The sequence below is a fragment of the Kitasatospora sp. NPDC090308 genome (assembly GCF_044769485.1).
GTDB classification, from domain to species: domain Bacteria; phylum Actinomycetota; class Actinomycetes; order Streptomycetales; family Streptomycetaceae; genus Kitasatospora; species Kitasatospora fiedleri.
On the sequence record NZ_JBIVXY010000014.1, the window covers coordinates 25,222 to 46,774 of the forward strand.

Below are 21,553 nucleotides of genomic sequence, written 5' to 3' on the forward strand. Positions count from 1 at the left end.
GCGGAGAGCTCCTGTCGAGGGCGCGGAGGGTCGGAAGGTCAGTTCCCGGCCGGTCCGGCACCCGGCGCCCCGGCCGGCGCGGCGGCATCGGGCACGGTGGCGGTCGGCGCGGCGGCGGGCAGCGGCGGGACGACGGGTGCGGGCGGTGCGGCCGGCGGGGTGACGGGCGCGGGCGGGGCGACGGGTGCGGGCGGTGCGGCCGGCGGTGCGGCGGGGGCCGCCGGAACCGCGGCGGCGACCGGGCGCAGCGGGACGGTGGCGTCCGGGTCGGCGGCGCGCGGCAGCGGCACGTCGAGCAGGGTGGCGTCGTGGACGGCGGGCGCGGTCGGCGGGTCGATCGGCAGCACCGCGACGGTGATGTTGTCGTGCCCGCCGCGCTCGACCGCGAACCGCACCAGCTCCTGGGCGGTGGCCAGCGGTTCGGTGCGGGCGTCGGTCCGGACGAAGAACGCCAGGTCGGTGGCGGCCTCGGCGTAGTTCCACAGGCCGTCGGTGCAGATCAGCAGCACCCCGGGGACGTGCGGGGTGAAGCTGACGGTGTGCGGGTCGAGGTCCTCGGCGTCGGCGCCGAGCCAGCCGGTGATGGCGTGGGCGCGCGGGTCGGCGTACGCCTCGGCCTCGGCCATCAGGTTGGCGGCGACCATCCGGGCCGCCCAGGAGTCGTCCTCGGTGAGCCGGTACGGCTCGGCGGACTCGCGGTCGTCCGGGATCCAGTAGGCGCGGGTGTCGCCGACCCAGCCGATGGTGACCAGGCCGCCGGAGCTGACCGCGCTCACGTAGGTGCAGGCCGGCGCGTTGCTGTGCCGGCCGTCGGGGGCGGTGCCGTCGTGGGCGAGCGCGGTGACGGCCCGGTTGGCGGCGCCGATCGCCTCGCGCATCGCCTGTCCGGGCTCGCGGCCGACCGCCAGCGCGGCGACCAGCGAGTCGGCGGCGGCGGTGACGGCGGCGGCGGACGCCTCGTCCGGGCGGGACGAGGAGGACACCCCGTCGCAGACCACGGCGAGCACGGCGGACGCCCCGTCCGGGCCCTCGGCGGCGGCGACGGTGAACGCGTCCTCGTTGCGGTGGTGCCGCAGGCCGCGGTCGGAGACCGCCGCGACACCGGTCAACTCCAGCTCCTGGTGGTCGCGTTCGCGCGGCTGGGCCTGCCCGCAGCGCTGGCACCAGCCGTCCGCGAGCTCGGCGGAGCCGCAGTGCGGGCAGCTGGGCACGACGGGCAGGTCGCGCAGGGTCGGCGGTCCGGTCAGGGCGGTGCCGCAGGCCCCGCAGAAGGCGTCCTGGGGCCCCAGCGGTTCGGCACAGTTCGGGCACTCGGTCTGCTGCGGCATGCTCACACCCATGTCCTGGGGCGGGCCCGGTTGGCCCGTTCCACCCACTCGATCCTCGTCTCGGCCCGGTCGGACAACCGCGCCAACATTCGGTAGGAGTGTTCCAGGGCGAGCCTCAGTTCCCGTTCCGCGGCGGGATGTCCCAGCACGGTCAGCGTGGCGGGCTTCCCGGCGGCCCCCGCCAGCACCCAGTTCAGCGCCGAGTCCAGTACCTCGACGGCGAGTTCCTCGTGCCGCCGGGCGTCCAGGGTCAGCGCCGCCAGCCGGTCGGAGCTTTCGGCGAGCTCGGCGGCCAGCGGCTCGGTGGCGGCCCGGCCGCGCAGCCGGGCCCGGACCGCGCCGATCCGGGCGGCGGTCCAGTGCGCGGAGCTCTCCGGCACGGCCTCCAGCGCGGCGACCGCGCCCGCCCGGTCGCCGTCCGCGAGCCGGACCCGGGCCAGCCCGAACGCGGCGCTCACGAAGGACCGGTCCACGGTGCCGACCAGGGCGTAGTACCCGGCGGCGGCCGCGGTGTCGCCGAGCAGCTCGGCGCAGACCGCGAGCGCCAGCTTGGGCGCGCTCTCGCCGGGGAACGCGTCGTACAGCGCCTCGAAGGAGTCGCGGGCCTCGGCGGCCCGGTCGGCGGCGAGCGCGGTCAGCCCCCGGTGCCACACCACCCGCCACTCGCCGGGGTGCTCGGCCTCCAGGGCGGCCAGCACCCCGGCGGCGGCCGCGGCGTCGCCGAGCTCCAAGTGGGTGCGCAGCTCCCGCAGCCGCAGCTCGGTCGAGCCGGCGCCGGCCGCCCGGAGCACGGCCAGCGCCTCGGCGGGCGCGGCGGGCAGCGCCGCCAGCAGGCCCGCGTTCGGGTCGGCCGGGTCGGCCAGCGGCGCGGGCAGCGCCAGCGCGGCGGCCCGGGCCTGCGGCGGACGCTCGGCCAACTCGGTGTCGACCACCCGCAGTTCCGGCCCGAACAGGGTGGAGGGCGCGGGCCTGGCCTGCCCGTCCTGCAGGCTCAGCACCTCGCGCAGCACACCGATCAGCTGCCCCGCCATCTCCTCGGCGGAGCCGAACCGGCGGGCCGGGTCCGGATCGGTGGCGCGCACCAGCAGGCGGTGGAAGGACTCGTAGCGGGCGAACACCTCCACCTCGTCCGGGCCCGGCAGTTCGTGCCGCCAGTGGTCGGTGTAGCCGTGGAAGTCGAAGGTCAGCACGGCCAGCGTGCGGGCCACCGTGTACAGGTCGGAGGAGGGCGAGGGGCCGGCGGTGGCGATCTCCGGGGCCTGGTAGCCGACGGTGCCGTAGATCGGGCCGTCGTCGTCGTGCCGGCGGACCGCGCCCAGGTCGATGATCTTGAGCATGTCGTCCGACTGGATCACGTTGTCCAGCTTGAAGTCGCAGTACACCAGCCCGCGGGCGTGCAGGTACCCGAGCGCGGGCAGCGCCGCCAGCGCGTACGCCAGCGCCTGCTCGACCGGCAGCGGCTCGCGCCGCCCGTCCGCGGCGCGGCGCTCGTCGGCGATGTCCTTCAGCGACTTGCCGCCGACGTACTCCATCACGATGTAGCCGTCGGCGACGCCGGTCCGGGCGTCCGGGTGCTCGACGAAGTTGATGATCCGGACGATGTTCGGGTGGTCGACCTCGGCCAGGAACCGCCGCTCGGCGATCGCCACCGCCAGCGCGTCCTCGTCCCCGGTGTCCAGCAGGCCCTTGAGCACCACCCAGCGGTCGTTCACCCGGCGGTCCACCGCCAGGTAGATCCAGCCCAGGCCGCCGTGCGCCAGGCAGCCCATCACCTCGTACTGGCCGCCCACCAGGTCGCCGCGCCCCAGCTTCGGGCTGAACGAGTACGGGGTGCCGCACTTGGTGCAGAAGCCCTCCGGGCGGCCCGGCCGCCCGTCCTTCTCCCGGCCCACCGGCTGGTCGCAGCGCGAGCAGAAGCGCTTGCGCTCCGGCACCTCCGGGTTCGCCAGCACCGCCCGCGCCGGGTCCGCGGCCGGCACCGGGGCGATCGCCACCAGGCCCGCCCCCAGGTTGCCGCGCCGGGCGGTGCCCGTGCCGCCCCGCGAACTGCGCACCGACACCGAACCGCCGCGCGCCGAACGGCTCGACCGGGACCGGCCGGCCGAACCGCGCGAGGCACCCGAGGCACCCGGGCCGGACGGCGCGGAGCCGGACGGGGCCGGACCGGGGGACACCGGGCCGGAGGACGCCGGGCCGGACGGGGTGGAACCGCTGCGCGGCCCGGGGAGCGGGGCGGGTGCTTTCACGGCATGTGCGGCGGCGAGGCCGCACTCGTCGCAGTAGCCGTCCGGGTCGACGGTGCCCGGGCAGTCGCCGCGCCCGCACGGACCACCGGGAGCGGGGGCGACGGAGGCCGCCGAGGGGGTGGTGCCCCGTTCGGGGGCGAGGCCGCACTCGGTGCAGTACCCGTCGGCGTCGATCTCCCCGGCGCAGCCCGTGCGGGCGCATGCGTCAGCCATCGGTGTCCTCCCCCTGCTCGGTGTCCTGGACCTGCGGCGACGGCGTTTCCGGTTCCTGACGCGCCTGCGGTGGCGACTGCCGTTCGGACGCGCGCAGCGCCTGCTGGAAGCGGCCGACCGCCTCGGCCGCCGCCCGCAGGTCGCACGGGGCGCTCCAGAGCAGCCAGCGCGCCTTCTCGAAGCGCTCGACCACCTCGGGGTCCTCGGCCAGGCCGAGCCGGGCGGCCATCGCCTTGTACGCCTCCAGCCGTCCGCGCAGCTCGGCCCGGACGGCGAGCGGCTGGGCGACCTCGGTGAGCGACTGCCGGGCCCGGCCGAGTTCCTTGGCGGCGGCGTCCTCCAGCGCGTCCAGCAGCGGGCCGAGCCGGTACCACTGGCCGGTCTGCTGGAACTCGACGGCCTGCCCGATCGCCTCGCGCAGCCCGGAGTGCGGGCCGGGCACGGCGGGCACCTCGGTCGAGGCGATCTTCGCCAGCACCTCGCCGCGGGCCCGGCGGGCCTCGGCGAGCGTCAGGTCGGCGCGCTGGAGCAGGTCGGCGACCTGCTGGAGCCGCTCGTGGGACTCGTCGCGCAGCCGCAGCAGCCCTTCCAACTCGACGCGTATGTCGTCCAGTCGGCGCCCCATCCGGTCGAACCCGGCGGTGTCGACGACGCCGATGGGGGAGGCCCAGGTGGTGCCCTCGTCGGCCCGGCCGCGCTGCGCGGGCACCCGGCTGGGACGCCACAGCGCGAGTGGGTCGGCCACCACCTGGGCGCGCAGCGCGCCCAGGTGGTGGGCCAGGTCGGCGAGGTCGTCGGCCAGCGGGTGCCCGCCGGGGCGCACCCCGACCGAGACCGCGAGCATCTGGACCCGGCCGAGTTCGGCCAGCAGCAGGTCGATCCGGGCGGGCAGCGCCGACCAGACCGCGTCGACGGCGCTCACCACCTCGACCACCACCGCGTACCAGCCGTTCATCCGATCCAGCAGTTCGGCGAGCGTGACCTGCTCCACCAGCCGGGCCGAGGAGCCGAGTTGACCCGACGGGTGGGGCAGCCGCCCGCCGGAGACGGTCACCGAGCGGCCGGAGAGCAGCTCGGCGAGCTCGGCGAGTTCGGCGGCGGTCGGCCGGGTGCGCCGGGAGCGCACCGCGCGGGCGGAGGCCAGCGCCTCCGCGTAGCGGTCGAACAGCGCCCACAGCAGGGCGACGCCGCCCTCGGCGACCTCCCAGCGCTCCCGGGTGCGCCCGGACAGCTCGGCACCGGTCAACAGCCGCAGCCCCGGGTGGTCCTGGAGCGCCAGCAGTGCCGCTTCGACCGCGTCGCGCTCGGCACCCAGCCGGGCCAGCGCGCGATCGACCTCCTCACGGTTCATCACCGGGCGGGTCGTTCCAGCCAACGCGGTTCCTCCTCTCGGCCACGGTCGTGGTGACGGGGCGTCGGTCCTGGGGCGGTCGGAGCGACGGCCCGTGGGCCGCCAGTCTCCCCGACGCCCGGCACCGCACGGACGCCGGTCCCCCGGATTCCCGGTCCGGGAAGGGGAACCGGTCCGGTTCCGTCCCGCCGCCACCGCCGCGGTCACCGCCACCGCCACCGCCGTCACCCGGGCCGTCCGGGCCGTCCGAGCACCGGCCCGCGTCCTGACCGGAGCACCGGCCCGAGCACCGGCCCGAGCACCGGCCCGAGCCTCGGTGGTCACCACGGCCGGTACGGGTCGGGCACCCCCATGCTGGGCCGCAGCCAGGTGTCGTAACTGGCCTGCCAGCCGCCGCCGCGCCACTCGACCAGCACCTGGTTGACCCAGGCGATCAGGTCGGTGTCGTCCTGGTTCATGCCCACGCCCATGTACGTGGGCAGGAAGGACTCCCCGGCCAGCTCCATGGTCTGGTCCTGGGCGACCATCGCCGCCGCCAGCGAACTGTCCGACAGGGTGGCGTCCGCCTCGCCGAGTTCCATCAGCACCAGGCAGTCCAACTGGTTGTCGGGCGTGACGACCGAGGCGGCGCCGTGCGGGTCCGCCTTCAGCTCGGTGTGCGAGGAGGAGTTCAGCGCCGCGCACACCCGCTTGCCGCCGAGCGCCTGCGCCACGCTGGTGGCGTGCGCGGCCTTCGGCGCCACCACCCGCTGGGAGACCTTGAAGTACGGGGCGGAGAAGGCGATCTGCTTCTTCCGCTCGCAGGTGACGGTCATCGCCCGGGCGATCAGGTCGACCTGGTGGTCCTTGAGCACGTTGATCCGGTCGGCGGTGGAGATGGTCTTCAGCACCACCTTGCCCGGGTCGCCGAGCACCGACTTGGCGACGGCGCGGGCCAGGTCGATGTCGAAGCCCTCGATCTTGCCGGTCTGCGAGTCGCGGTAGCCCCAGTTGTAGGCGCTCTGGTCGACGCCGACCACCAGCCGGCCGCGCTTGCGGATCTCCTGGATCTTCGCCCCGACCCGCTGCCCGGGCGGCAGCGACGCCCCGGTGTCGCAGTCGTCCGCCGCGACGCCCGCGACGCCCGCGATGCCAGCGGCACCCGCGACGTCAGCGGCGACCTTCACCGCGACGTCCGCCGCCCGGGCCGGTGTGCCCCCGCCCGCGCCGCCGCCCGCCCCGGCGGCCGGACCGCCGGCGCCCAGCAGGCCCGCCACCAGTGCCGCGACCGCGACCAGTGTTCCGGTCCTCGCCCTGCGCATCCTTCGCTCCCCCCGTTACCGGTACTCGGCCAGTCGGCGCCCGATGCCGCGCACCGTGCCGCCGGCCGCCAGCGCGGCCAGCAGCGCCGCCGCCACCGCCTGGACGGCCAGCCCCCCGTCGACGCCGCCCGCGGCGGAGTCGAACGCGGCCTGCTCGGCCCGTCCGGCCTGCTCCCACTGCTGCTCGGTGGCGTTGAACGCGGCCTCCGCGGTGTCGTCCCGGCCCGGGGCCAGGGTCGTGCGCAGCGTCCCCTCGTAGTCGCCGCCCGCGTCCAGCTCGGCGGCGGCCGCGTGCCGCTGCTGCCACTCGTCGAACCGGTGCTGGGCGTCGGTCAGTTGCCGCCGGGCCCGGTCCGGCGGCGCGACGAGCAGCCCGACCGCCGAACCGGCGCTGTCGGCCGGGCCGGCCAGGGTCCGCGTCAGTTCCTCCCAGCGGTCGTTGTACGCCTCGGTGGCGCCGCGCGAGACCAGGTTGAGGTTCTCCGCGGTGTGCGCCTGCAACGCCACCACCCGGACCTGGTTCAACCGGCGCAGCGGGTCGATGCCCTGGGTGCGGGCCTCGTGCAGGCCGCTGCCGGCCGCCGCGGTGCCGCCGACCGTCCACACCAGCGCGACCAGCACCGCCGCCGAGGCGGCCAACAGCCCGGGGTTGAACACCCGGTTGGTGCGCCGGAACAGCACCACCTGGTAGCGGCCCAGTGCGCCCAGCAGCAGCACCCCCAGCACCAGCGCCGCCCAGGGCACGGCGGCGGCCGCGTCGTAGTCGCCGTCCAGCGCGGCGGCCTCGGTGTCGGCCAGCTGCTGCGCGTTCGGCAGCACGGTCTTCTGCAGGTAGTCGGAGGCGTAGCGCAGGTACGCGCCGCCGAGCGGCAGGCCCTCCCGGTTGATCGCCCGGGCGGTCTCCACCAGGCCCGCGTAGCGCGGCAGTTGCTGGCCCAGCTCGGCCAGCCGGCGCTGCGCGTCGGACGAGGTGCCGCTGCGCGCGGCGGCCTGCGGGATCAGCCGGGACGCGGTCGCCAGGTCGTCCTGGTAGCGCTTGCGCACCTCGGGCGGCTCGGCCGCGGCCATCAGGAAGCCCGCGGCGGCGGTGGCGTCGGCGTCGGCCAGCGAACGGTACAGCTCCGCCGCGTCCTGACTGAGCGGCTCACTGCGGGACGCCAACTGCCGCGCCGCGGCCGCCCGGTCGGCGGACTGCCAGGCCGCCGTGATCCCGAACAGCAGCGCCAGCGCCACCAGCACCGCCCCCGCCGTGCGCAGGCGCCCCGGCGGAGTCCAGGCGGCCAGCCGCAGCCGCGCCAACGACCCGGACAGCGACCCGGACAGTGACCCGAACGACCGCCCCGGCCCCCCGCCCGGCCCCCGGCCCGGCACCGCTCCCGGCGGACGGCCGGGCGGCGGCGCGAGGACGCCCCCCTGTGTCTGTGCGGCCACCGTTCCCCCTCGGCTCCACCGGCCCCGTCTCCGGGCAGTATCACCACGCCCGGCGGCCCCCGGGCCGGAGTTGGTCTGGAGTTCGCCGGGCGGTGACCGATCTGTGCCCCACCGGCCCCGACCTCGCCCGATCCTGCCGCCCGGGCCGGGCCGTCCTCACCCCGATCCGGTCGCTCCGGCCCCGTAGCCTCGTCCCGGCCGTCCCGGCCGTCCCGGCCGTCCCGGCCTCGCCGTTCCGATTCCGGCGTCCGGGCCTGGCCGTTCCCGTTCCTCCGACTTCGCCGCTCCGGACCCGACTTCGTCTGGTCCCGCAGCTACGACTGGGCCCTCCCCGGCCGGAGTCCCACCACCCTCGGCCTGGCCGTCTCCGTCCCGCCGTCCCGGCCGTTCTCGTTCAGCCGTCCTCGGCCCGGCCGTCCCGGCCCCGGTCTCTTCCGACCCTGTTGTCCTGCTGTCCCGGTCACCCTGGCCCTAGTTTGTTCACCTTGGCCTCGTCCCGTCCCGTCCCGGCCGGGTCGCCCTCGCCCCGTAGCCCCGGTCCGACCGTCCCGGCGCCCTCGTAAGCTGGGCGTCATGCGCCTGACCGGAACCGTCACCCCCGACCGCCCGCTGCTCGTCGTCGCCCTGCCCGAGGAGGCCGCGCACTTCGACGGCGGCCTGCCGGTGCTGCTCACCGGCATGGGCAAGCTCAACGCGGCGGCCGCGCTGGCCGGCCTGCTGGGCGGCGGTGAGCGGCCCGCCGCCGTCGTCAACCTGGGCACTGCGGGCGCCCTGCGGCCCGGCCTGGCCGGGACGCACGAGATCGGCCGGGTGCTCCAGCACGACCTCGACACCCCGCTGCTGGAACAGCTCACCGGCCACCGGATGGACGGCCCGATCGACCTCGCCCCGGCCGGCCCGGTGCTCGCCACCGGCGACCGCTTCGTCTCCGCCGACGCCGACCGCGACCTGCTGGCCCGCAGCGCCGACCTGGTCGACATGGAGGGCTACGCGGTCGCCACCGTCGCCCGCCGCGCCCAGCTCCCCGTCCGGCTGATCAAGCACGTCAGCGACGAGGCCGGGGACGGCGCGGTCCGCAGCTGGCAGGAGTCCGTCGACGACTGCGCCCGCCTGCTCGCCGACTGGGCCCGCGCCCACCTCGGCTGACGCCCCGACACCCCGTTCGCCCGGCGGACCCGCGAAAACGCCGGGGCGCCCGTCCGGACCGTTCGACGGTCGGACGGGCGCCCCGGCGGCGTGAGCGGTTACCGGCTCACCGGCGCGGATCAGCTCTGGTACGGGTTGGCACCCGGCGCCGGGTACTGGCCCGGGGCCTGGGCCGGAGCCTGCGGGTACGGGGCCTGGCCGGGGACCGGCTGGTACTGGCCGGGGGCCTGGGCCGGCGGGTACTGGCCGGGGACGCCGGGGCCGCCGCCGAGCAGGCCGCCGGTGAAGGCGTCCATCTCGGTCCGCCAGTAGCGGTGGATGTTCAGGCGGGTCGGCTGCGGCTCGCCCGGGATCAGGAAGCGCAGCGAGCTCCAGAGCGCGTTCCGGCGCACGTCGCTGATCGAGGCGCGGGCCTGGTCGAGCGGGATGACGTGCAGCAGCTCCAGCGGACGGTTGCTGACCCGGGAGGCGCGGTGGATGACGACGACCCGCTGGGTCAGCGTCACGAAGTAGTACTTCACGAACAGCTGGCCGATCAGACCGAACTGCTGGGTCAGCCACGGGCTCGGGCCGGTGACCGTGTGGAAGGTCGTCACCGGACGGTCGTTGGGCTCGATCGCGGCGATCGCCGCGGCGACCTGCTCCTGCATCGTGGACTTGCGGATCGCCATCTGGCGCTGCTCCCGGTACTCCAGGCGCACGCCCCCGTCGGACGCGCTGTGAGCGCGCGACACTAACAACCCCACCGGGCGGGTTCAACGGACAGAACGGGCATCCCCGGCACCGCGGCCGGATGTTCACTCAACCGATACCGGACCAGGGAACTCGTCGGCGCGGTGACGTACCGTCACCTGTGCGGAAGCCGCTGCGGAGGCCCCGTTCCCGGGCCCGGTGCGCGGGCCCGGTGCGCGCGGGCCCCGGTCAGCCGCGCACCGACAGGTGCCGGGCCAGGACGGTCAGCGCCGCGGTGACCTCGGCGAGCCGCTCGGGTCCGGCGTCCGGGCCGAGCGCGGCGGCGAGCGCCTCCTCGACGCCGGTGGCGCGGACGGCGGCGACCCGGGCGGAGGGGCGTTCGGCGGGGCGGACCAGGGTGCGCCGCCGGTCGGCCGGGTCCGGGTCGGTGCGGACCGCGCCCGCCTCCTTGAGGCGGGCCACCGCGGTGGAGATCTGGCTCTGCGGCAGCCCGGTGCGGGCGGCGATCTCGCCGACGGTGGTGCCGGGGTGGGCGGCGACGTCGCTGGCCGCGACCAGGGTGTTGCGGGTGCTGCCGGGGTGGCGGCCGTTGCCGCCGGGGGGCTCGGGCAGGGCGTCCTCGCCGATCTTCATCAGGGTGCGGCCCAGTAGGAACAGTTCGACTCCATCCACGGGCCCGATGGTACATCGAACTAGATGTATCCATCTTGATGTATCTAGTTCGATGGATTACGGTGAGGGGAAGAGCGGCGGACCGACCGCCGCGGAGGGGGACCCGATGTCCGTCGTCACCGGCACGCTCGCCGTACCCGGCGCCGTCCTGCACCACCGCACCGAGGGCACCGGTCCGCTGCTGCTGATCGCCCAGAGCGGCGAGGGCGACGCCGACCGCACCGTCGACCTCGTCCCGCACCTGGCCGACACCTACACCGTGCTCACCTACGACCGGCGCGGCCTGTCCCGCAGCCGCCTCGACCACCCCGGGCGCGGCGCGAGCCTGGCCGAGCACGCCGACGACGTCCGGCGGCTGCTGGAGGCGGTCGCCGACGGGCCCGCGCTGATGCTCGGCTGCAGCTTCGGTGCCGTGATCGGCCTGCACCTCGCCGCCCGGTGGCCCGGACTGCTGCACACCCTGATCGCCCACGAACCCGTCGCGCCCGGCCTGCTGGCCCCCGCCGAGGCCGCCCGCCACCGGCGCGAACTCCTCGCACTCCAGGAGCTGTACCGGCGCGGCGGCCTCACCGCGACCCTCCCCGAGATCGCCCGGGTGCTCGGCATCGACCCGACCGCCGCCGACGCCGAGCCCGGCCTCACCCCGCAGCCGGTCGACGCCCGGCGGGCGGCCGGCTTCGACCGGCTCGTCCGGCACGACTTCACCGCCGTGGTCGAGGACGTCCTCGACCTCGCCGCCGTCCGGGCCACCACCACCCGGATCGTGCCCGCCGCCGGCCGCACCACCCCGCCCGCCGTCTTCGACCGCCGCTGCGCCCAGGCCCTCGGCGCCCTGCTCGACACCCCGGTCGAGCTGCTGCCCGGCGGCCACAACGGCAACACCAGCCACCCCCGGGCCTGGGCCGCCCGCCTCAAGCAGCTCCTCCCGCAAGCGAGTTGACCCGCCGCCCCAACTCGCCGTCCCAGCCCGCCGTCCCAGCCCACCGGCTCCGCCGCCACGTCGGCGATCGCGCAGGCGATGTCGTCCGGCCCGCCCGCCCGGTCGGCCAGCGCGATCAGCTGCTGCACGGCCTGCTCGGGTGCGGCGATCGCGCTCAGGGCGGTGTGCAGGGCCTCCTCGGGAACGGTCCGGGACAGGCCGTCCGAGCAGGGCAGGTAGCGGTCGCCGACCCGGGCGGTGTGCAGCGACACGTCCGGCCGGTTGTCTCCGGGGCCGTTCAACGCCCTTACCAGAAGCGTGCGTTGCGGGTGCGAGGCGGCCTCCGCCAGGGTGAGCCGACCGTCGTCCACCAGTGAGCGTTTTCAGAGCGGTTACCGATCGGGTGACGGTCCGCGGTCGTGGGGCAAGGAAGAACGGACAGGACTCCCGGGCAGTTGAGCGAGGTATCTGACGTCTCAACTCTGTTGCCGGGGAGCCCTGGTGGTTACCTGTCCTGCCGCACGCGCTCGTCGAGTGGGTCACCATGCTGATCGTCACCCGGGAGGGTGACCGCCGGTGCAAGCTCCGTCCTTCGCAACGCGCCCTGGTCGCGCTGGTCTATCTGCGCAAGCACGACACGCTCGCCCAGATCGCGGCCGGCTTCCGGAGCAGGGTCGGCACCGCCCGCGCCTACGTCCACCAGGTCACCGACCTCCTTGCTCGCAGGGCACCCGGCCTGACCCGCGCCCTGCGCGAGACCGATGCGGAGTACGTCCTTGTCGACGGCACCCTCGCCGAGTGCGACCGCGTCGGCGACGGCCGTGCCGACTACTCGGGAAAGCACCGCCGCCACGGCGTGAACCTGCAGGTCATCACCGATCCGACGGGCAGACTCGTGTGGCTCTCGCGAGCTCTGCCCGGTCGCACCCACGACCTGACCGCCGTCCGCACCCGCCGCATCGTGCAGACCTGTGTCCGGCTCCGCGTCCCGGCCCTGGCCGACATGGCGTACACCGGCGCCGGCGGCACCTTCGCCGTGCCGACCAGACGCCCGCCCCGCAAGGAACTCGGCCCCGCACAGCGGTCGTTGAACCGGGCCCACGCCCGACTCCGGTACCCCGTCGAACGCGGCGTGGCCACAGTCAAACGCTGGCGAATCTTCCGACACGCACGCTGCAGCCCGAACTGGCTGACGTCAGCAGCCAAAGCAGTCCTCACCCTCGAGCTGCAACGCTGAAAAGGCTCAATTCCTGTGTGTGGTGCGCACGGCGGCTTCCAGAGCGCTGGTGAGGGTGTCGAGTTCGGGCGGACAGTACCCCAGGACCGTGCCCGGCATCGAGGCGGCCAGCGCGCACACCGCCACCGCCGCCACCCGCTCCGCCTCGCTCAGTTCCGGCAGCGTTTGGCGGTCCTGGTCGGCGTCGTGGTTGTAGGCCGGGCCGATCACGGCCGGGGCGAGCAGCCAGGAGCGGTACAGCCCGTCCAGGGCCTCGCCGTCCCCGCCCGGGACCACCGCCGCCCCGCTGGCCACCTCCACGGCTTCGGCGGCGTTCAGGAGCGCCTGGACGTGGGCGTGCTGGGCCTGCCGCCCGGCCGGCTCCCGCAGCCAGCGGGCGGCCTTCTGCCCGGCCTGCCGGGCCCGCTCCAGCGCCCGTTCCTCCCGCTCGTCCACCTCGTACAGGGCGTCCAAGGCGGCCTGGTGGCCGAGTTGGAGATCCTGCTGCCCGTCCTCGTCCGGGTAGTGGTCGAGGCGGGGCGGGCCGAAGCACAGTGAGTCCATGCCCCTCCCAACCCCCGCTTGGTGTGGTGGGTCACGGTGGGGTCCGTTCGGTTGGTTTCGGGTGTTGCCCGGGGAAGGGCTGGTCGGTCTGCCCGGCCCGGCCGCCGTCCTGTCCCACGCTGCTACCGCAGCTCCGGCTCAGGTGCCGTCGGGCCCGAAAGCAAACCTGGAAGGTGTCATTTGGCATCAGCCCCCGGGAGGGCTCGGTCCGGCTGGATCTCCACCGCCTTGAGCGGATTGTTCTCGGCCGCTGCCAGGGTGATGGCGGCAGCTCGCAGTGCATTTTCCCAGGAGCGGAACGCTTCGGGCTGGTTGGTCTCCATAGCGTCGAGGTAGTCCTCCTCGGTGGCTGCCCTGGCGAACTGCGACTCCAGGTCGGTTCCGGTGTCCGCGATGCCGTACCAGAGGGTGGCGGCCACGTCCTTGGGGGTGATGTCTCCAGCGGTCAGCCGGGCTGCCAGATGGTGGAGCAGACACCGCTCAGCCGTTTCGCCGTCCGGGACCGGGACGCAGAGTTCGCCCATGGCCTCCTGAAGCAAGCCCTGGAGTTCGGCGGTGTCCTCGTTGCCGCTCCGTCCGGCCAGGTCCCGCAGGGCCGGGGAGTCCTGGCCCTCGGCCATCAGCTCGGCAGCAGCCCTGGGCAGGTTCTCGGGGAAGACGAGGCCGACGGAGTGCTGCCAAGCCAGGGTGAATGCGGCATCCATGACGGCATCCTGTCGTGCCCGGCTGCCCAGTGACCAGCGATTTCGCCAGCAACAGACGGTTGGCTGGCAGGTGGTTGCCTACCCTGTGCGTGTCGTGAGTGCGGAACACCTGGGGCTGGCAGGACCGTGAGAGCTGTCCGAACGCGTGGTGCCCGAGACGCGGACCAGGCCACAAGGCGGTGGAGGGCCGCGCCACAGGCACCGAAAGGCACTAGGAGCAATCGCGATCGTCCTGGTCGACGGTCTACCGCCGATAACACGCGCGCAAAAGCAACGGCATTGCTCGGATGCCCGCTCCGGACCCTGCCTGATCTGACCCGGGGCCGGCCCGCCGGCCTGTGTCGGCGGGCTGCGCACCGCCACAATTTCATCGGCTCCGCCTCAGCGGAGCGGGTCGGCTGCGCCCTGCTCGGTGGCGGCGCGCAGTCTGGCCGCGACCTGGGCCGAGGCCTGGGGGGCACCGCGTCATCGCTGTCGGCCAGCAGGGCGAGGAGCTCCACTGCGGCGGCGAGCACCGGCACCGGCACCGCCGCCTCGCGCAGCAGCAGGAGCTGCTCGGCCGCGCGGTGGCCGGCGGATGCGGCAGGATCAGCGAGCTCGCCAGTGGGCAGCAGGGCGGTCAGCCCGGAGCCCAGGCCGGGCCGCCGCGAAGCAGGAGGGCAAGGGGTGGAAGGGTGCGTCATGCTCTCCCAACCGCCCCTGCTGGGCCCGGGTCACGCCCACCCGGGCCCGGCGGCCGGGTGCGGGCAGCAACCCGGCCGCCGTCGCGGCCTGCCGGTCCGGGGCTGGCCGGGCGCGGCGTGCTCCGCCCCCGCACCCGTGGCCAGCGCCCGGATGCGCTGGACCATCCTGTCGATCAACCGGCCGGAGGCCTCGTTCGTTCTGCCCTCATCCCGAGCACCCGGCCGTCACTCAATCGGTGGCCGCCCTGAAAAGACTCAGTGACTGCACCGGGGTGTGGTCGTGGGTGGCCAGGTACAGCTCGCCGCCGCGCAACAGGTAGGCCCGGCTGTCGCCGATGTGCACCAGCGCTAGCCGCGCCCGACCGCAGCACCGCCGTCAGCGTCGTCCCCGCGCCGGGCGGCCGGGCCGCCGCCCCCACCTTTCCGCCGACCCCGGCCAGCGCGTCCTCCAACGCGTTCGGCAGCTCCCCGGCGGGCAACTCCCGGGCAGGCAAATCCAGTTCGCGCAGTGCGACGATCGCGGCCGTGCTCGCCAGGCCGCCCCCGCCCTCCGGGCCCATCCCGTCCGCGACCGCGACCAGCCCCGGCCCCGGGTACGCGGCGTCCTCGTTGCGCTCCCGGACCAGCCCCGCGTCCGAACGGGCCGCGTACCGGATCCGCAGCGCACCCGTCCCGTTCACCCTGTCCCTCTCCGTCATCTCCCCGTCATGTCGTCCCGCTCTCCCGGAAGATGGTCGACGAGGAGTGCGGCGAGCTCCCGGCGGGCCTCGGTCTCCGCCCGCACCCGCTCCCAGTACCGGGCGACCTCCTCGGCCGCCCGGGTGGGCGCCAGCTCCAGCACCAGCCGGCGCAACCACAGCACCAGCCGGGCCCGCTCCAACTGCCCCGGCGCGTACCGCCGGTAGCCCGTCACCGGATCGACCTCGACCGGCCGCAGCAACCCCGGCTCGTCGTACAGCCGCAGCGCCTTCGGCGACAGCCGGGCCGCCCGGGCGCACGCCCCGACGGTCAGCAGCTCCATCCCGCCCTCCTCGCACCGGCCCGTCCGGCCGGCCCCACCGATGCCGGCCCTTCCCCGAAGGTGAAGGCCAATCCCGGGCCGGCCACGGGAGGCCGCGCCCTTTCCGCAAAGAGTCCCCGGGAAACCCCGCGGGTTCCGGCGGGTCGGGTGCCCGTCCGCCGGTACGTTGGCGGTTCTCGACGAGGGGGGACACGCTCCGGGAGGCGACGTGCGGGGCAGCGGGGTCACGTTCGGCAGGTTCATCGCGCAGCGCCGGGCCGGCCTGGGCTGGACGCAGATCCGGCTCGCGGCCGAACTCGGCCGCAGCGAGGACTGGATGTCCCAGGTCGAACGGGACATGCAGCAGGTCAAGGACCTGACGCTGCTCCAGCGGCTGGCCGGGGCGCTGGGCGCCGAGCTGTCCGAGCTGATCGCGCTGCCGCAGCCCGCCGCCGGTCGGCCGCGATCACGTACCCGGAAGAGCGCCTCCGTTACGCTGACGAGCACTTCCGCTGCCGAGGAGGACGATGTGCGACGCCGCCCGTTCCTGACCCTGGCGGCTGCCGCCCTCTTCGCCCCCGCCATCGGCCCGCAGGCCGCGCACGCCGAGCAGCGGACGCCGCTGAACGGGCTGGAGGACCTCCTCCTGTACGGGGCGGGGCGGGTCCCGGCGCCCCACCGCGAGCCGACCCGGGAGACCGTCGCGGTCGACCTGCTGACCTCGCGTCAGGAGTTCAGGGCGGCGCGGTACGAGGACCTGGCCCGCGCGCTGCCCGGCCGGATCGCCGCCGCCGAACTGGTCGGCAGGTCCGAGGAGCGGGCCCGGAACGTCGCCCGGCTCTACAACCTCGCGGTGCGGCTGTGCATCAAGGTCGGCACGGACAACCTGGTCGCCGTCACCGCCGACCGCGCGCTGACCGCCGCCCGGCTGGGCGGCGACCCGCTGGTCGTCGCCGAGGCCCAGCGGATGGTCTCCAGCGCCTGGCGCCGGCAGGGCGGCCTGGCCCGCGCGACGGACATCGCGGTGGTCGCGGCCGAGGACCTGCGCGCGGACCGCACGGTGCCCGAACGCGCCCGGCTGGCCGCCCGCGGCGACCTGTACGCCACCGCGGCCTACACCGCCGCGAAGTCCGGCGACCGCTCCTACGCGCACGCCCTGATCCGGGAGGCCGCCGACAGCGCGGCGGCGGCCGGCCGGGCCTCCGGCCAGGTGGACGGCGTCCGGGGCGTCGCCCTCCACGAACTGTCCGTGCACTACGAGTTGGGCGACGCGGGCAAGGCGATCGCCCTGGCCGCCACGATCGACCCGGCCGCCCTGCCGACCGCCGAGCGGCAGGCCCGCTTCTTCGTCGACGTGGCCCGCGCGTTCGACCAGTGGGGCAAGCCCGAACGCTGCTACCGGGCCCTGCTGGCCGCCGAGCAGGCCGCCCCGCAGGAGGTCCGCCGCAGCGCGGTCCGCGCCCTCGCCACCGGCCTGCTCCGGCACGACCGCACCCTCCCCGGCATCCGCGACTTCGCCGCCCGCGCGGGCGTGCCGACCGCCTGAACCCGCGGCCGGAGCCCCGGCTGGCAGCCGGCCGACCCGCAGCCGGACCACGGGTCACGGCCGACCGGCCCCCCGCCGGAGCAGCGGCGCCGACCAGGCCGATCCGTAGCCCGGCTACGGCCCGCAGCCGGACCGACCCGCAGCCGACCGACCCGCAGCCGGACCACGGCCCGTAGCCGGGCTGCGGAACCGGCCGCCGGCCCGGGGGTTCACTGGGGAACGCCTCACCTTCCACTCGTTCGCCCGAGAGGAGACCGGCCGTGTCCCGGCTCACCGACGCGCCCACGACCGCCACCGCCCCGGACCGCATCGACCACCGCATCGCCCCCGCCTACTACATCGACACCGCACGGGTCACCGACCCGGTCGTGCGGGACCTGCTGCGCCGCTGCCCCACGGTGTTCGACATCAAGCCGGCCGTCGCCGAACTGCTGGCCGGACGGCTGGGCGTCCCGCTGCCGGAGACCGCCGGGACGGTCGAGCCCGGCGCGACCGTCCGGGGCCGGGTGATCGTGGCCGCCGGGGCCGTCGTCGCCGCGGGCGCCCACGTCACCGGACCCGTACTGGTCTGTCCCGGCGCGGTGGTCGGGGCCGGGGCCCGGGTGCGCGACAACACCGTGGTCGGCCCCGGCTGCCGGATCGGGTTCGGCGCCGAGGTCACCCGCTCGCTGCTGGTCGGCGGCGTCTTCATGAAGCACGCCGGCTTCGTCGGCGACTCCGTGCTCGGCACCGGCGTCAACATCGGCGCGTTCGTCTCCACCACGGGCCTGCGCACCACCTCCGGCCCGGTCACCGAACCGGCCACCGAGGAGGTGTGCGCCCGTCTCGACGGGCACCGGGTGCACACCGGCCAGACCAAGTTCGGCGCGGTGATCGGCGACGGCGTGATCGTTCCCGCCGGCACCGTGCTCCAGCCCGCCACCCTGATCGGCGCACACACCCTGCTCCACCCCCGGACCCAGATCGGGGGCTTCTTCCCCGTCGGCAGCCAGGGAAGGTGACCGTGCCCACCACCGACGCGAGCGCCGTGCACATCACCGGCGGCCGCCGTCTCGCCGGCACCGTGCCCGTGCAGGGCAGCAAGAACACCGCCCTGCACCTGTACGCCGCCGCGCTCCTCGCCGACGAACCGCTCACCCTGCACGGTGCGCCCGCGATCCTGGACACCGGAGTGGTGGCCGAGATCCTGAACCGCACCGGAACCCGCACCGCCGTCAGCGGCGACGCGTTCACCACCCGCCCCGCCGACGTCTACCTGCCGGTCGTCCCCGACCGCCTCGGGCGGCGCATCCGGACCACCGCGGTCCTGGCCGGCGCGCTCCTGGCCCGGGCCGGACGGGTCACCTTCCCCGTCCCCGGCGGCGACGCCTTCTGCGTCCGCCGGATCGACCGGCACCTCGCGGCGATGGCGGCGGCCGGGGCCGAGGTCGAACTGGACGGCGGCCTGGTGCGGGCGCGGACCTCGGGCCACCGCCGGCCGTTCGTCACCGACGCGGGGACGGGCGGCTGGGGGCCGAGCCTGGGCGCCACGGTCACCGCGGCGCTGCTGGCCGCCCGCACCCGGGGCACCTCCACCGTCCTCAACCCCAGCGTGGAACCCGAAGTCACCCACACCGCCGCACTGTTGGCCCGCTCCGGGGTCGGCATCGAGTGGCAGGGCCGCGCCGCCCTGCACGTCACCGGCGCGGACCGGATCGCGGGCGGGGAGTTCACCGTCCCGCCGGACCGGCTGGAGGCCGCGACGCTCGCGCTGGCCGCCGCGATCACCGGCGGCACCGTCCACCTCGCCCGCTTCCCCGCCGCCGCGTTCCCCGACGGGCTGCTGGCGGCGTTCGCCGACGCCGGTCTCCGCCTCGACCCCCTCGACGGCGGGACGGTCGTCACCGCACCGGCCGGGCCGCGCCCCGTCCGGCTGGCCACCGGCCCCCACCCCGGCTACCCGACCGACGTGCAGCCCCAGTTGACCGCCTACCTCACCCAGGCCGACGGCACCTCGCGGATCGAGGAGCGGGTCTACCCCCGGCGCGACAGCCACCTCGCCCCGCTGGCCGCCCTGGGCGCCGGTGTCGGGGCCGACGGTCCGGTGATCACCGTCCGCGGCCGCACCCCGCTCAGGGCCGCCGACGTGACCGGGGACGACATCCGGGCGGCGACCGCCCTGGTGCTCGCAGCCCTGGCCGCCGACGGCACCTCCACGGTCCGGGGCCTGTACCACCTGCGGCGCGGGTACGGCGAACTGCTGACCAAACTCTCCCTCCTCGGAGCCGAATTGACGACTGATCAGGAGTGCCCGTGATCCCACTCGACCCCAGCGGGACCGCCCCGACCCGGACCGCCCCGACACCGTTCGAGCCGGCCGTGCTCGCCGCCCTGCACGAACAGCTCGACCTGCTGACCGCCGACGGCACCGTCCCCGGCGGCGTCATCGCCCACGGGACCGCCGACACCGCGCCCGGCTACCTGACCGCGGGCGTCGTCGCCCCCGAGTGCGGGGACGCCCCGCCCGGACCGGACACCGTGTACGACGTCGCCTCGCTGACGAAGGTCCTGGCCACCTGGACGGTGACCGGCAGTTCGCTCCGGCCGCCCCTCACCCTGGACACCCCCGTCCGCGACCTGCTGCCGGGAATCGGCGCGGACGCCCCGGGCGGGCGGGTGACGCCCCGGCAGATCCTCACCCACACCTCCGGACTGCGCGCCGACACCCGCCTCGACCAGTACCGGGGCCGCACCGAGCCGCTCGCCGAACTGCTCTGCGCCGAACCGCTGATCGCCGAGCCCGGAACCGAGCACCGCTACATCAACCGGGGATTCGTCCTGCTCGGCCTGGCCCTCGCGCACGTCCTCGGCCGCCGCCTGGACGACCTCGCCGCGAGCCGGTGGAACGCCCTCGGCCTGGCCGCCACCGCCTACGGCCCGCTCACCCGCTCCGCCCGCCTCGCCCCGACCGAGCGCCGCCTGCCCGGCGCCCCCCGCCTGTGGGGCATCCCGCACGACGACAACGCCGCCCTGCTCGGCGGGGTCGCCGGACACGCCGGTGTCTTCAGCACCCCCGCCGACCTCGCCGCCTTCGCCGCCGCCCTGCTGCGCTCCCACGCCGACGGCGGGACGCTCGGCCGCTGGCTGGCCGTGAGCCTGCGCCCGGCCGCCGCGATCGGGGACGGGCTGCACCGCGGCCTGGCCTGGACCGTCACCGGGGACGGCCGGACCGCCCACCACCACGGCTTCACCGGCACCAGCCTCTACCTCTCCCCGGCGACCGGCCGCTACCTGGCCCTGTGCACCAACGCCGTCTACCACCACCGGGACAACCGCACCCGCCTCGCCCCGCTGCGCGCCCTCGCCCTGGCCGCGGTCGACGCCGACCCCCGGGAGGCCGCCCCGTGACCGGCAGCACGCTCGCCGACCTGACCACCCTGCGACTCGGCGGCCCGATCGCGGAGCCGCTGCGGCTCCGCGACCCCGGCCACTGGCCGGAACTGGTCCGCACCGTCCACCACCGGGGAGAGCGCCGCCCGCTCGTGCTCGGCCACGGCAGCAACGTCGTCGCCGCCGACGCCGGGCACGCCGGCACCGTCGCGGTGCTCGACACCCGGGGCATCACCGCGGAGGAGCAGGACGACGGCACCGTCCTGGCGGCGGTGCAGGCCGGGCACCCGCTCGCCGACCTCACCGCCTGGGCCGCCGCCGAGCGGCTGGCCGGGATCGAGTGCCTGGCCGGGGTGCCGGGCACCGTCGGCGCCGCCCCCGTCCAGAACACCGGGGCCTACGGGCAGCAGCTCTCCGACGTCCTCGACCACCTGACCGCCTGGGACTGGGACACCGGCCTGCTGCGGACCCTGCCCGCCCGGGCCTGCCGCCTGCGCCACCGGCACAGCCGCTTCAAGGACGACCCCGGCCGCTGGACCGTCCTCACCGTCACCGTCCGCCTCACCCGCGGCCCCGCCGCCCCCGTCGCCCACCGTCCGCTCGCCGAGGAACTCGGGGCCCGTCCCGGCGACCGTCCGCCCGTCGCCGAGGTCACCCGCGCCGTCCTGGCCGACCGCCGCCGCCGCGGCCTGCTGCTCGACCCGCACGGCCACGACGCCCGCCAGGTCGGCTCGGTCTTCCTCAACCCGCCCGTCACCGCCGTCGCGGCCGCCCGCTGGTCGGCGGCCGGCTGCCCCGTCCACCCCGACGGCGACGGGCGGCTGCGGGCGAGCGCGGGCTGGCTGCTCGAACTCGTCGGCTGCCGCCCCGGCCACCGGATCGCCGACGGAATCCGCTGCTCGCCGCACCGGGCCCTCACCCTCACCGCCCACGACGGCGCCACCGCGAGCGGGTTCACCCGCGTCCTGGCCGACCTCGCGGCCCGGGTCGAGGCGGCCACCGGAGTCGTGCTGCACCCCGAACCCGTCGCGGTCGGCGGCGCCTCCCCGGACGGGAGTCCCCGGCCCGGCGCGGCTCGGCGCGCCCACTGATGGCGCACTGGGCGGGCGGGGGCGGGCCGGGTGCCTAGGCTCGTGCGGCCCCGACCGGGGCGGACGGGGCGCGAGGTGCG

At 76.0% G+C, this 21,553-nt stretch carries 17 protein-coding genes and 1 pseudogene; 8 read left to right on the forward strand and 10 right to left on the reverse strand.

Features of this window, described 5'->3' with window-relative positions:
• Positions 1-38: 38 nt before the first annotated feature.
• From ACIQVD_RS26650 to ACIQVD_RS26670, 5 genes are all read right to left on the reverse strand, one after another.
• Positions 39-1,328 carry a PP2C family serine/threonine-protein phosphatase gene (locus ACIQVD_RS26650; RefSeq protein WP_402291938.1) on the reverse strand — a complete coding sequence of 430 codons (1,290 nt, stop codon included), beginning with the start codon at positions 1,326-1,328 and terminating at the stop codon, positions 39-41.
• A gap of 2 nt (positions 1,329-1,330) precedes the next feature.
• Entirely contained in the window at positions 1,331-3,787 is a 2,457-nt protein-coding gene (locus tag ACIQVD_RS26655; protein ID WP_402291939.1) for a tetratricopeptide repeat protein, read from the reverse strand.
• Complete coding sequence (locus ACIQVD_RS26660) at positions 3,780-5,138, reverse strand: hypothetical protein (RefSeq protein WP_400692518.1); 1,359 nt, start codon at positions 5,136-5,138, stop codon at positions 3,780-3,782. The genes ACIQVD_RS26655 and ACIQVD_RS26660 overlap by 8 nt, the downstream gene beginning before the upstream one ends.
• Positions 5,139-5,458: 320 nt before the next feature.
• Positions 5,459-6,439, reverse strand: a complete 981-nt coding sequence (locus tag ACIQVD_RS26665; RefSeq protein ID WP_402291940.1) for a glutamate ABC transporter substrate-binding protein — start codon at positions 6,437-6,439, stop codon at positions 5,459-5,461.
• A gap of 15 nt (positions 6,440-6,454) precedes the next feature.
• On the reverse strand, positions 6,455-7,738 hold the full coding sequence (locus ACIQVD_RS26670) for a hypothetical protein (RefSeq protein WP_402291941.1): 1,284 nt from the start codon (positions 7,736-7,738) through the stop codon (positions 6,455-6,457).
• Positions 7,739-8,443: 705 nt separating this feature from the next.
• Between ACIQVD_RS26670 and ACIQVD_RS26675 the strand changes: the two genes are divergently transcribed.
• Positions 8,444-9,016 (forward strand): nucleosidase, encoded by a 573-nt coding sequence (locus ACIQVD_RS26675; protein WP_400692431.1) that lies wholly within the window; start codon positions 8,444-8,446, stop codon positions 9,014-9,016.
• Between the two features lie 119 nt (positions 9,017-9,135).
• Here the strand turns inward: ACIQVD_RS26675 and ACIQVD_RS26680 are convergent, their stop codons facing one another.
• Entirely contained in the window at positions 9,136-9,750 is a 615-nt protein-coding gene (locus tag ACIQVD_RS26680; RefSeq protein ID WP_402291942.1) for a hypothetical protein, read from the reverse strand.
• 187 nt (positions 9,751-9,937) lie between these two features.
• On the reverse strand, positions 9,938-10,381 hold the full coding sequence (locus tag ACIQVD_RS26685) for a MarR family winged helix-turn-helix transcriptional regulator (protein WP_400692425.1): 444 nt from the start codon (positions 10,379-10,381) through the stop codon (positions 9,938-9,940).
• Between the two features lie 106 nt (positions 10,382-10,487).
• Between ACIQVD_RS26685 and ACIQVD_RS26690 the strand changes: the two genes are divergently transcribed.
• Positions 10,488-11,321 carry an alpha/beta fold hydrolase gene (locus ACIQVD_RS26690; protein ID WP_402291943.1) on the forward strand — a complete coding sequence of 278 codons (834 nt, stop codon included), beginning with the start codon at positions 10,488-10,490 and terminating at the stop codon, positions 11,319-11,321.
• Positions 11,322-11,844: 523 nt separating this feature from the next.
• Positions 11,845-12,537 carry a transposase family protein gene (locus tag ACIQVD_RS26695; RefSeq protein WP_402291944.1) on the forward strand — a complete coding sequence of 231 codons (693 nt, stop codon included), beginning with the start codon at positions 11,845-11,847 and terminating at the stop codon, positions 12,535-12,537.
• Positions 12,538-12,543: 6 nt separating this feature from the next.
• On the opposite strand, the gene ACIQVD_RS26700 is transcribed toward ACIQVD_RS26695, so the two are convergent.
• The 3 genes and pseudogenes from ACIQVD_RS26700 to ACIQVD_RS26710 form a co-directional block, all read right to left on the reverse strand.
• The gene (locus ACIQVD_RS26700) at positions 12,544-13,080 is read right to left on the reverse strand and encodes a hypothetical protein (RefSeq protein ID WP_402291945.1); all 537 of its coding nucleotides are present in this window, start codon (positions 13,078-13,080) and stop codon (positions 12,544-12,546) included.
• 176 nt (positions 13,081-13,256) lie between these two features.
• The gene (locus ACIQVD_RS26705) at positions 13,257-13,784 is read right to left on the reverse strand and encodes a hypothetical protein (RefSeq protein WP_402291946.1); all 528 of its coding nucleotides are present in this window, start codon (positions 13,782-13,784) and stop codon (positions 13,257-13,259) included.
• 939 nt (positions 13,785-14,723) lie between these two features.
• Positions 14,724-15,488: pseudogene (locus ACIQVD_RS26710) on the reverse strand (protein phosphatase 2C domain-containing protein); the annotation flags it as partial.
• 208 nt (positions 15,489-15,696) lie between these two features.
• Between ACIQVD_RS26710 and ACIQVD_RS26715 the strand changes: the two are divergent.
• The 5 genes from ACIQVD_RS26715 (at position 15,697) to ACIQVD_RS26735 (ending at position 21,473) form a co-directional block, all read left to right on the forward strand.
• Entirely contained in the window at positions 15,697-17,013 is a 1,317-nt protein-coding gene (locus tag ACIQVD_RS26715) for a helix-turn-helix domain-containing protein (protein WP_402291947.1), read from the forward strand.
• A gap of 260 nt (positions 17,014-17,273) precedes the next feature.
• Positions 17,274-18,014 (forward strand): hypothetical protein, encoded by a 741-nt coding sequence (locus tag ACIQVD_RS26720; protein WP_400692408.1) that lies wholly within the window; start codon positions 17,274-17,276, stop codon positions 18,012-18,014.
• A 2-nt stretch (positions 18,015-18,016) separates the two neighbouring features.
• Entirely contained in the window at positions 18,017-19,309 is a 1,293-nt protein-coding gene (locus ACIQVD_RS26725; protein WP_402291948.1) for a UDP-N-acetylglucosamine 1-carboxyvinyltransferase, read from the forward strand.
• A complete protein-coding gene (locus tag ACIQVD_RS26730) occupies positions 19,306-20,400 on the forward strand; it encodes a serine hydrolase domain-containing protein (protein ID WP_402291949.1) in 1,095 nt (364 codons plus the stop codon). Before ACIQVD_RS26725 ends, ACIQVD_RS26730 begins: the two co-directional genes overlap by 4 nt.
• A complete protein-coding gene (locus ACIQVD_RS26735; protein WP_402291950.1) occupies positions 20,397-21,473 on the forward strand; it encodes a UDP-N-acetylmuramate dehydrogenase in 1,077 nt (358 codons plus the stop codon). The genes ACIQVD_RS26730 and ACIQVD_RS26735 overlap by 4 nt, the downstream gene beginning before the upstream one ends.
• Positions 21,474-21,553: the final 80 nt, after the last annotated feature.

Bases quoted from the DNA above. Each gene is read 5' to 3' on its own strand.
- ACIQVD_RS26650 (WP_402291938.1), bottom strand. From the start codon at position 1,328: ATGCCGCAGCAGACCGAGTGCCCGAACTGTGCCGAACCGCTGGGGCCC.
- ACIQVD_RS26655 (WP_402291939.1), bottom strand. From the start codon at position 3,787: ATGGCTGACGCATGCGCCCGCACGGGCTGCGCCGGGGAGATCGACGCC.
- ACIQVD_RS26660 (WP_400692518.1), bottom strand. From the start codon at position 5,138: ATGAACCGTGAGGAGGTCGATCGCGCGCTGGCCCGGCTGGGTGCCGAG.
- ACIQVD_RS26665 (WP_402291940.1), bottom strand. From the start codon at position 6,439: ATGCGCAGGGCGAGGACCGGAACACTGGTCGCGGTCGCGGCACTGGTG.
- ACIQVD_RS26675 (WP_400692431.1), top strand. From the start codon at position 8,444: ATGCGCCTGACCGGAACCGTCACCCCCGACCGCCCGCTGCTCGTCGTC.
- ACIQVD_RS26690 (WP_402291943.1), top strand. From the start codon at position 10,488: ATGTCCGTCGTCACCGGCACGCTCGCCGTACCCGGCGCCGTCCTGCAC.
- ACIQVD_RS26695 (WP_402291944.1), top strand. From the start codon at position 11,845: ATGCTGATCGTCACCCGGGAGGGTGACCGCCGGTGCAAGCTCCGTCCT.
- ACIQVD_RS26700 (WP_402291945.1), bottom strand. From the start codon at position 13,080: ATGGACTCACTGTGCTTCGGCCCGCCCCGCCTCGACCACTACCCGGAC.
- ACIQVD_RS26705 (WP_402291946.1), bottom strand. From the start codon at position 13,784: ATGGATGCCGCATTCACCCTGGCTTGGCAGCACTCCGTCGGCCTCGTC.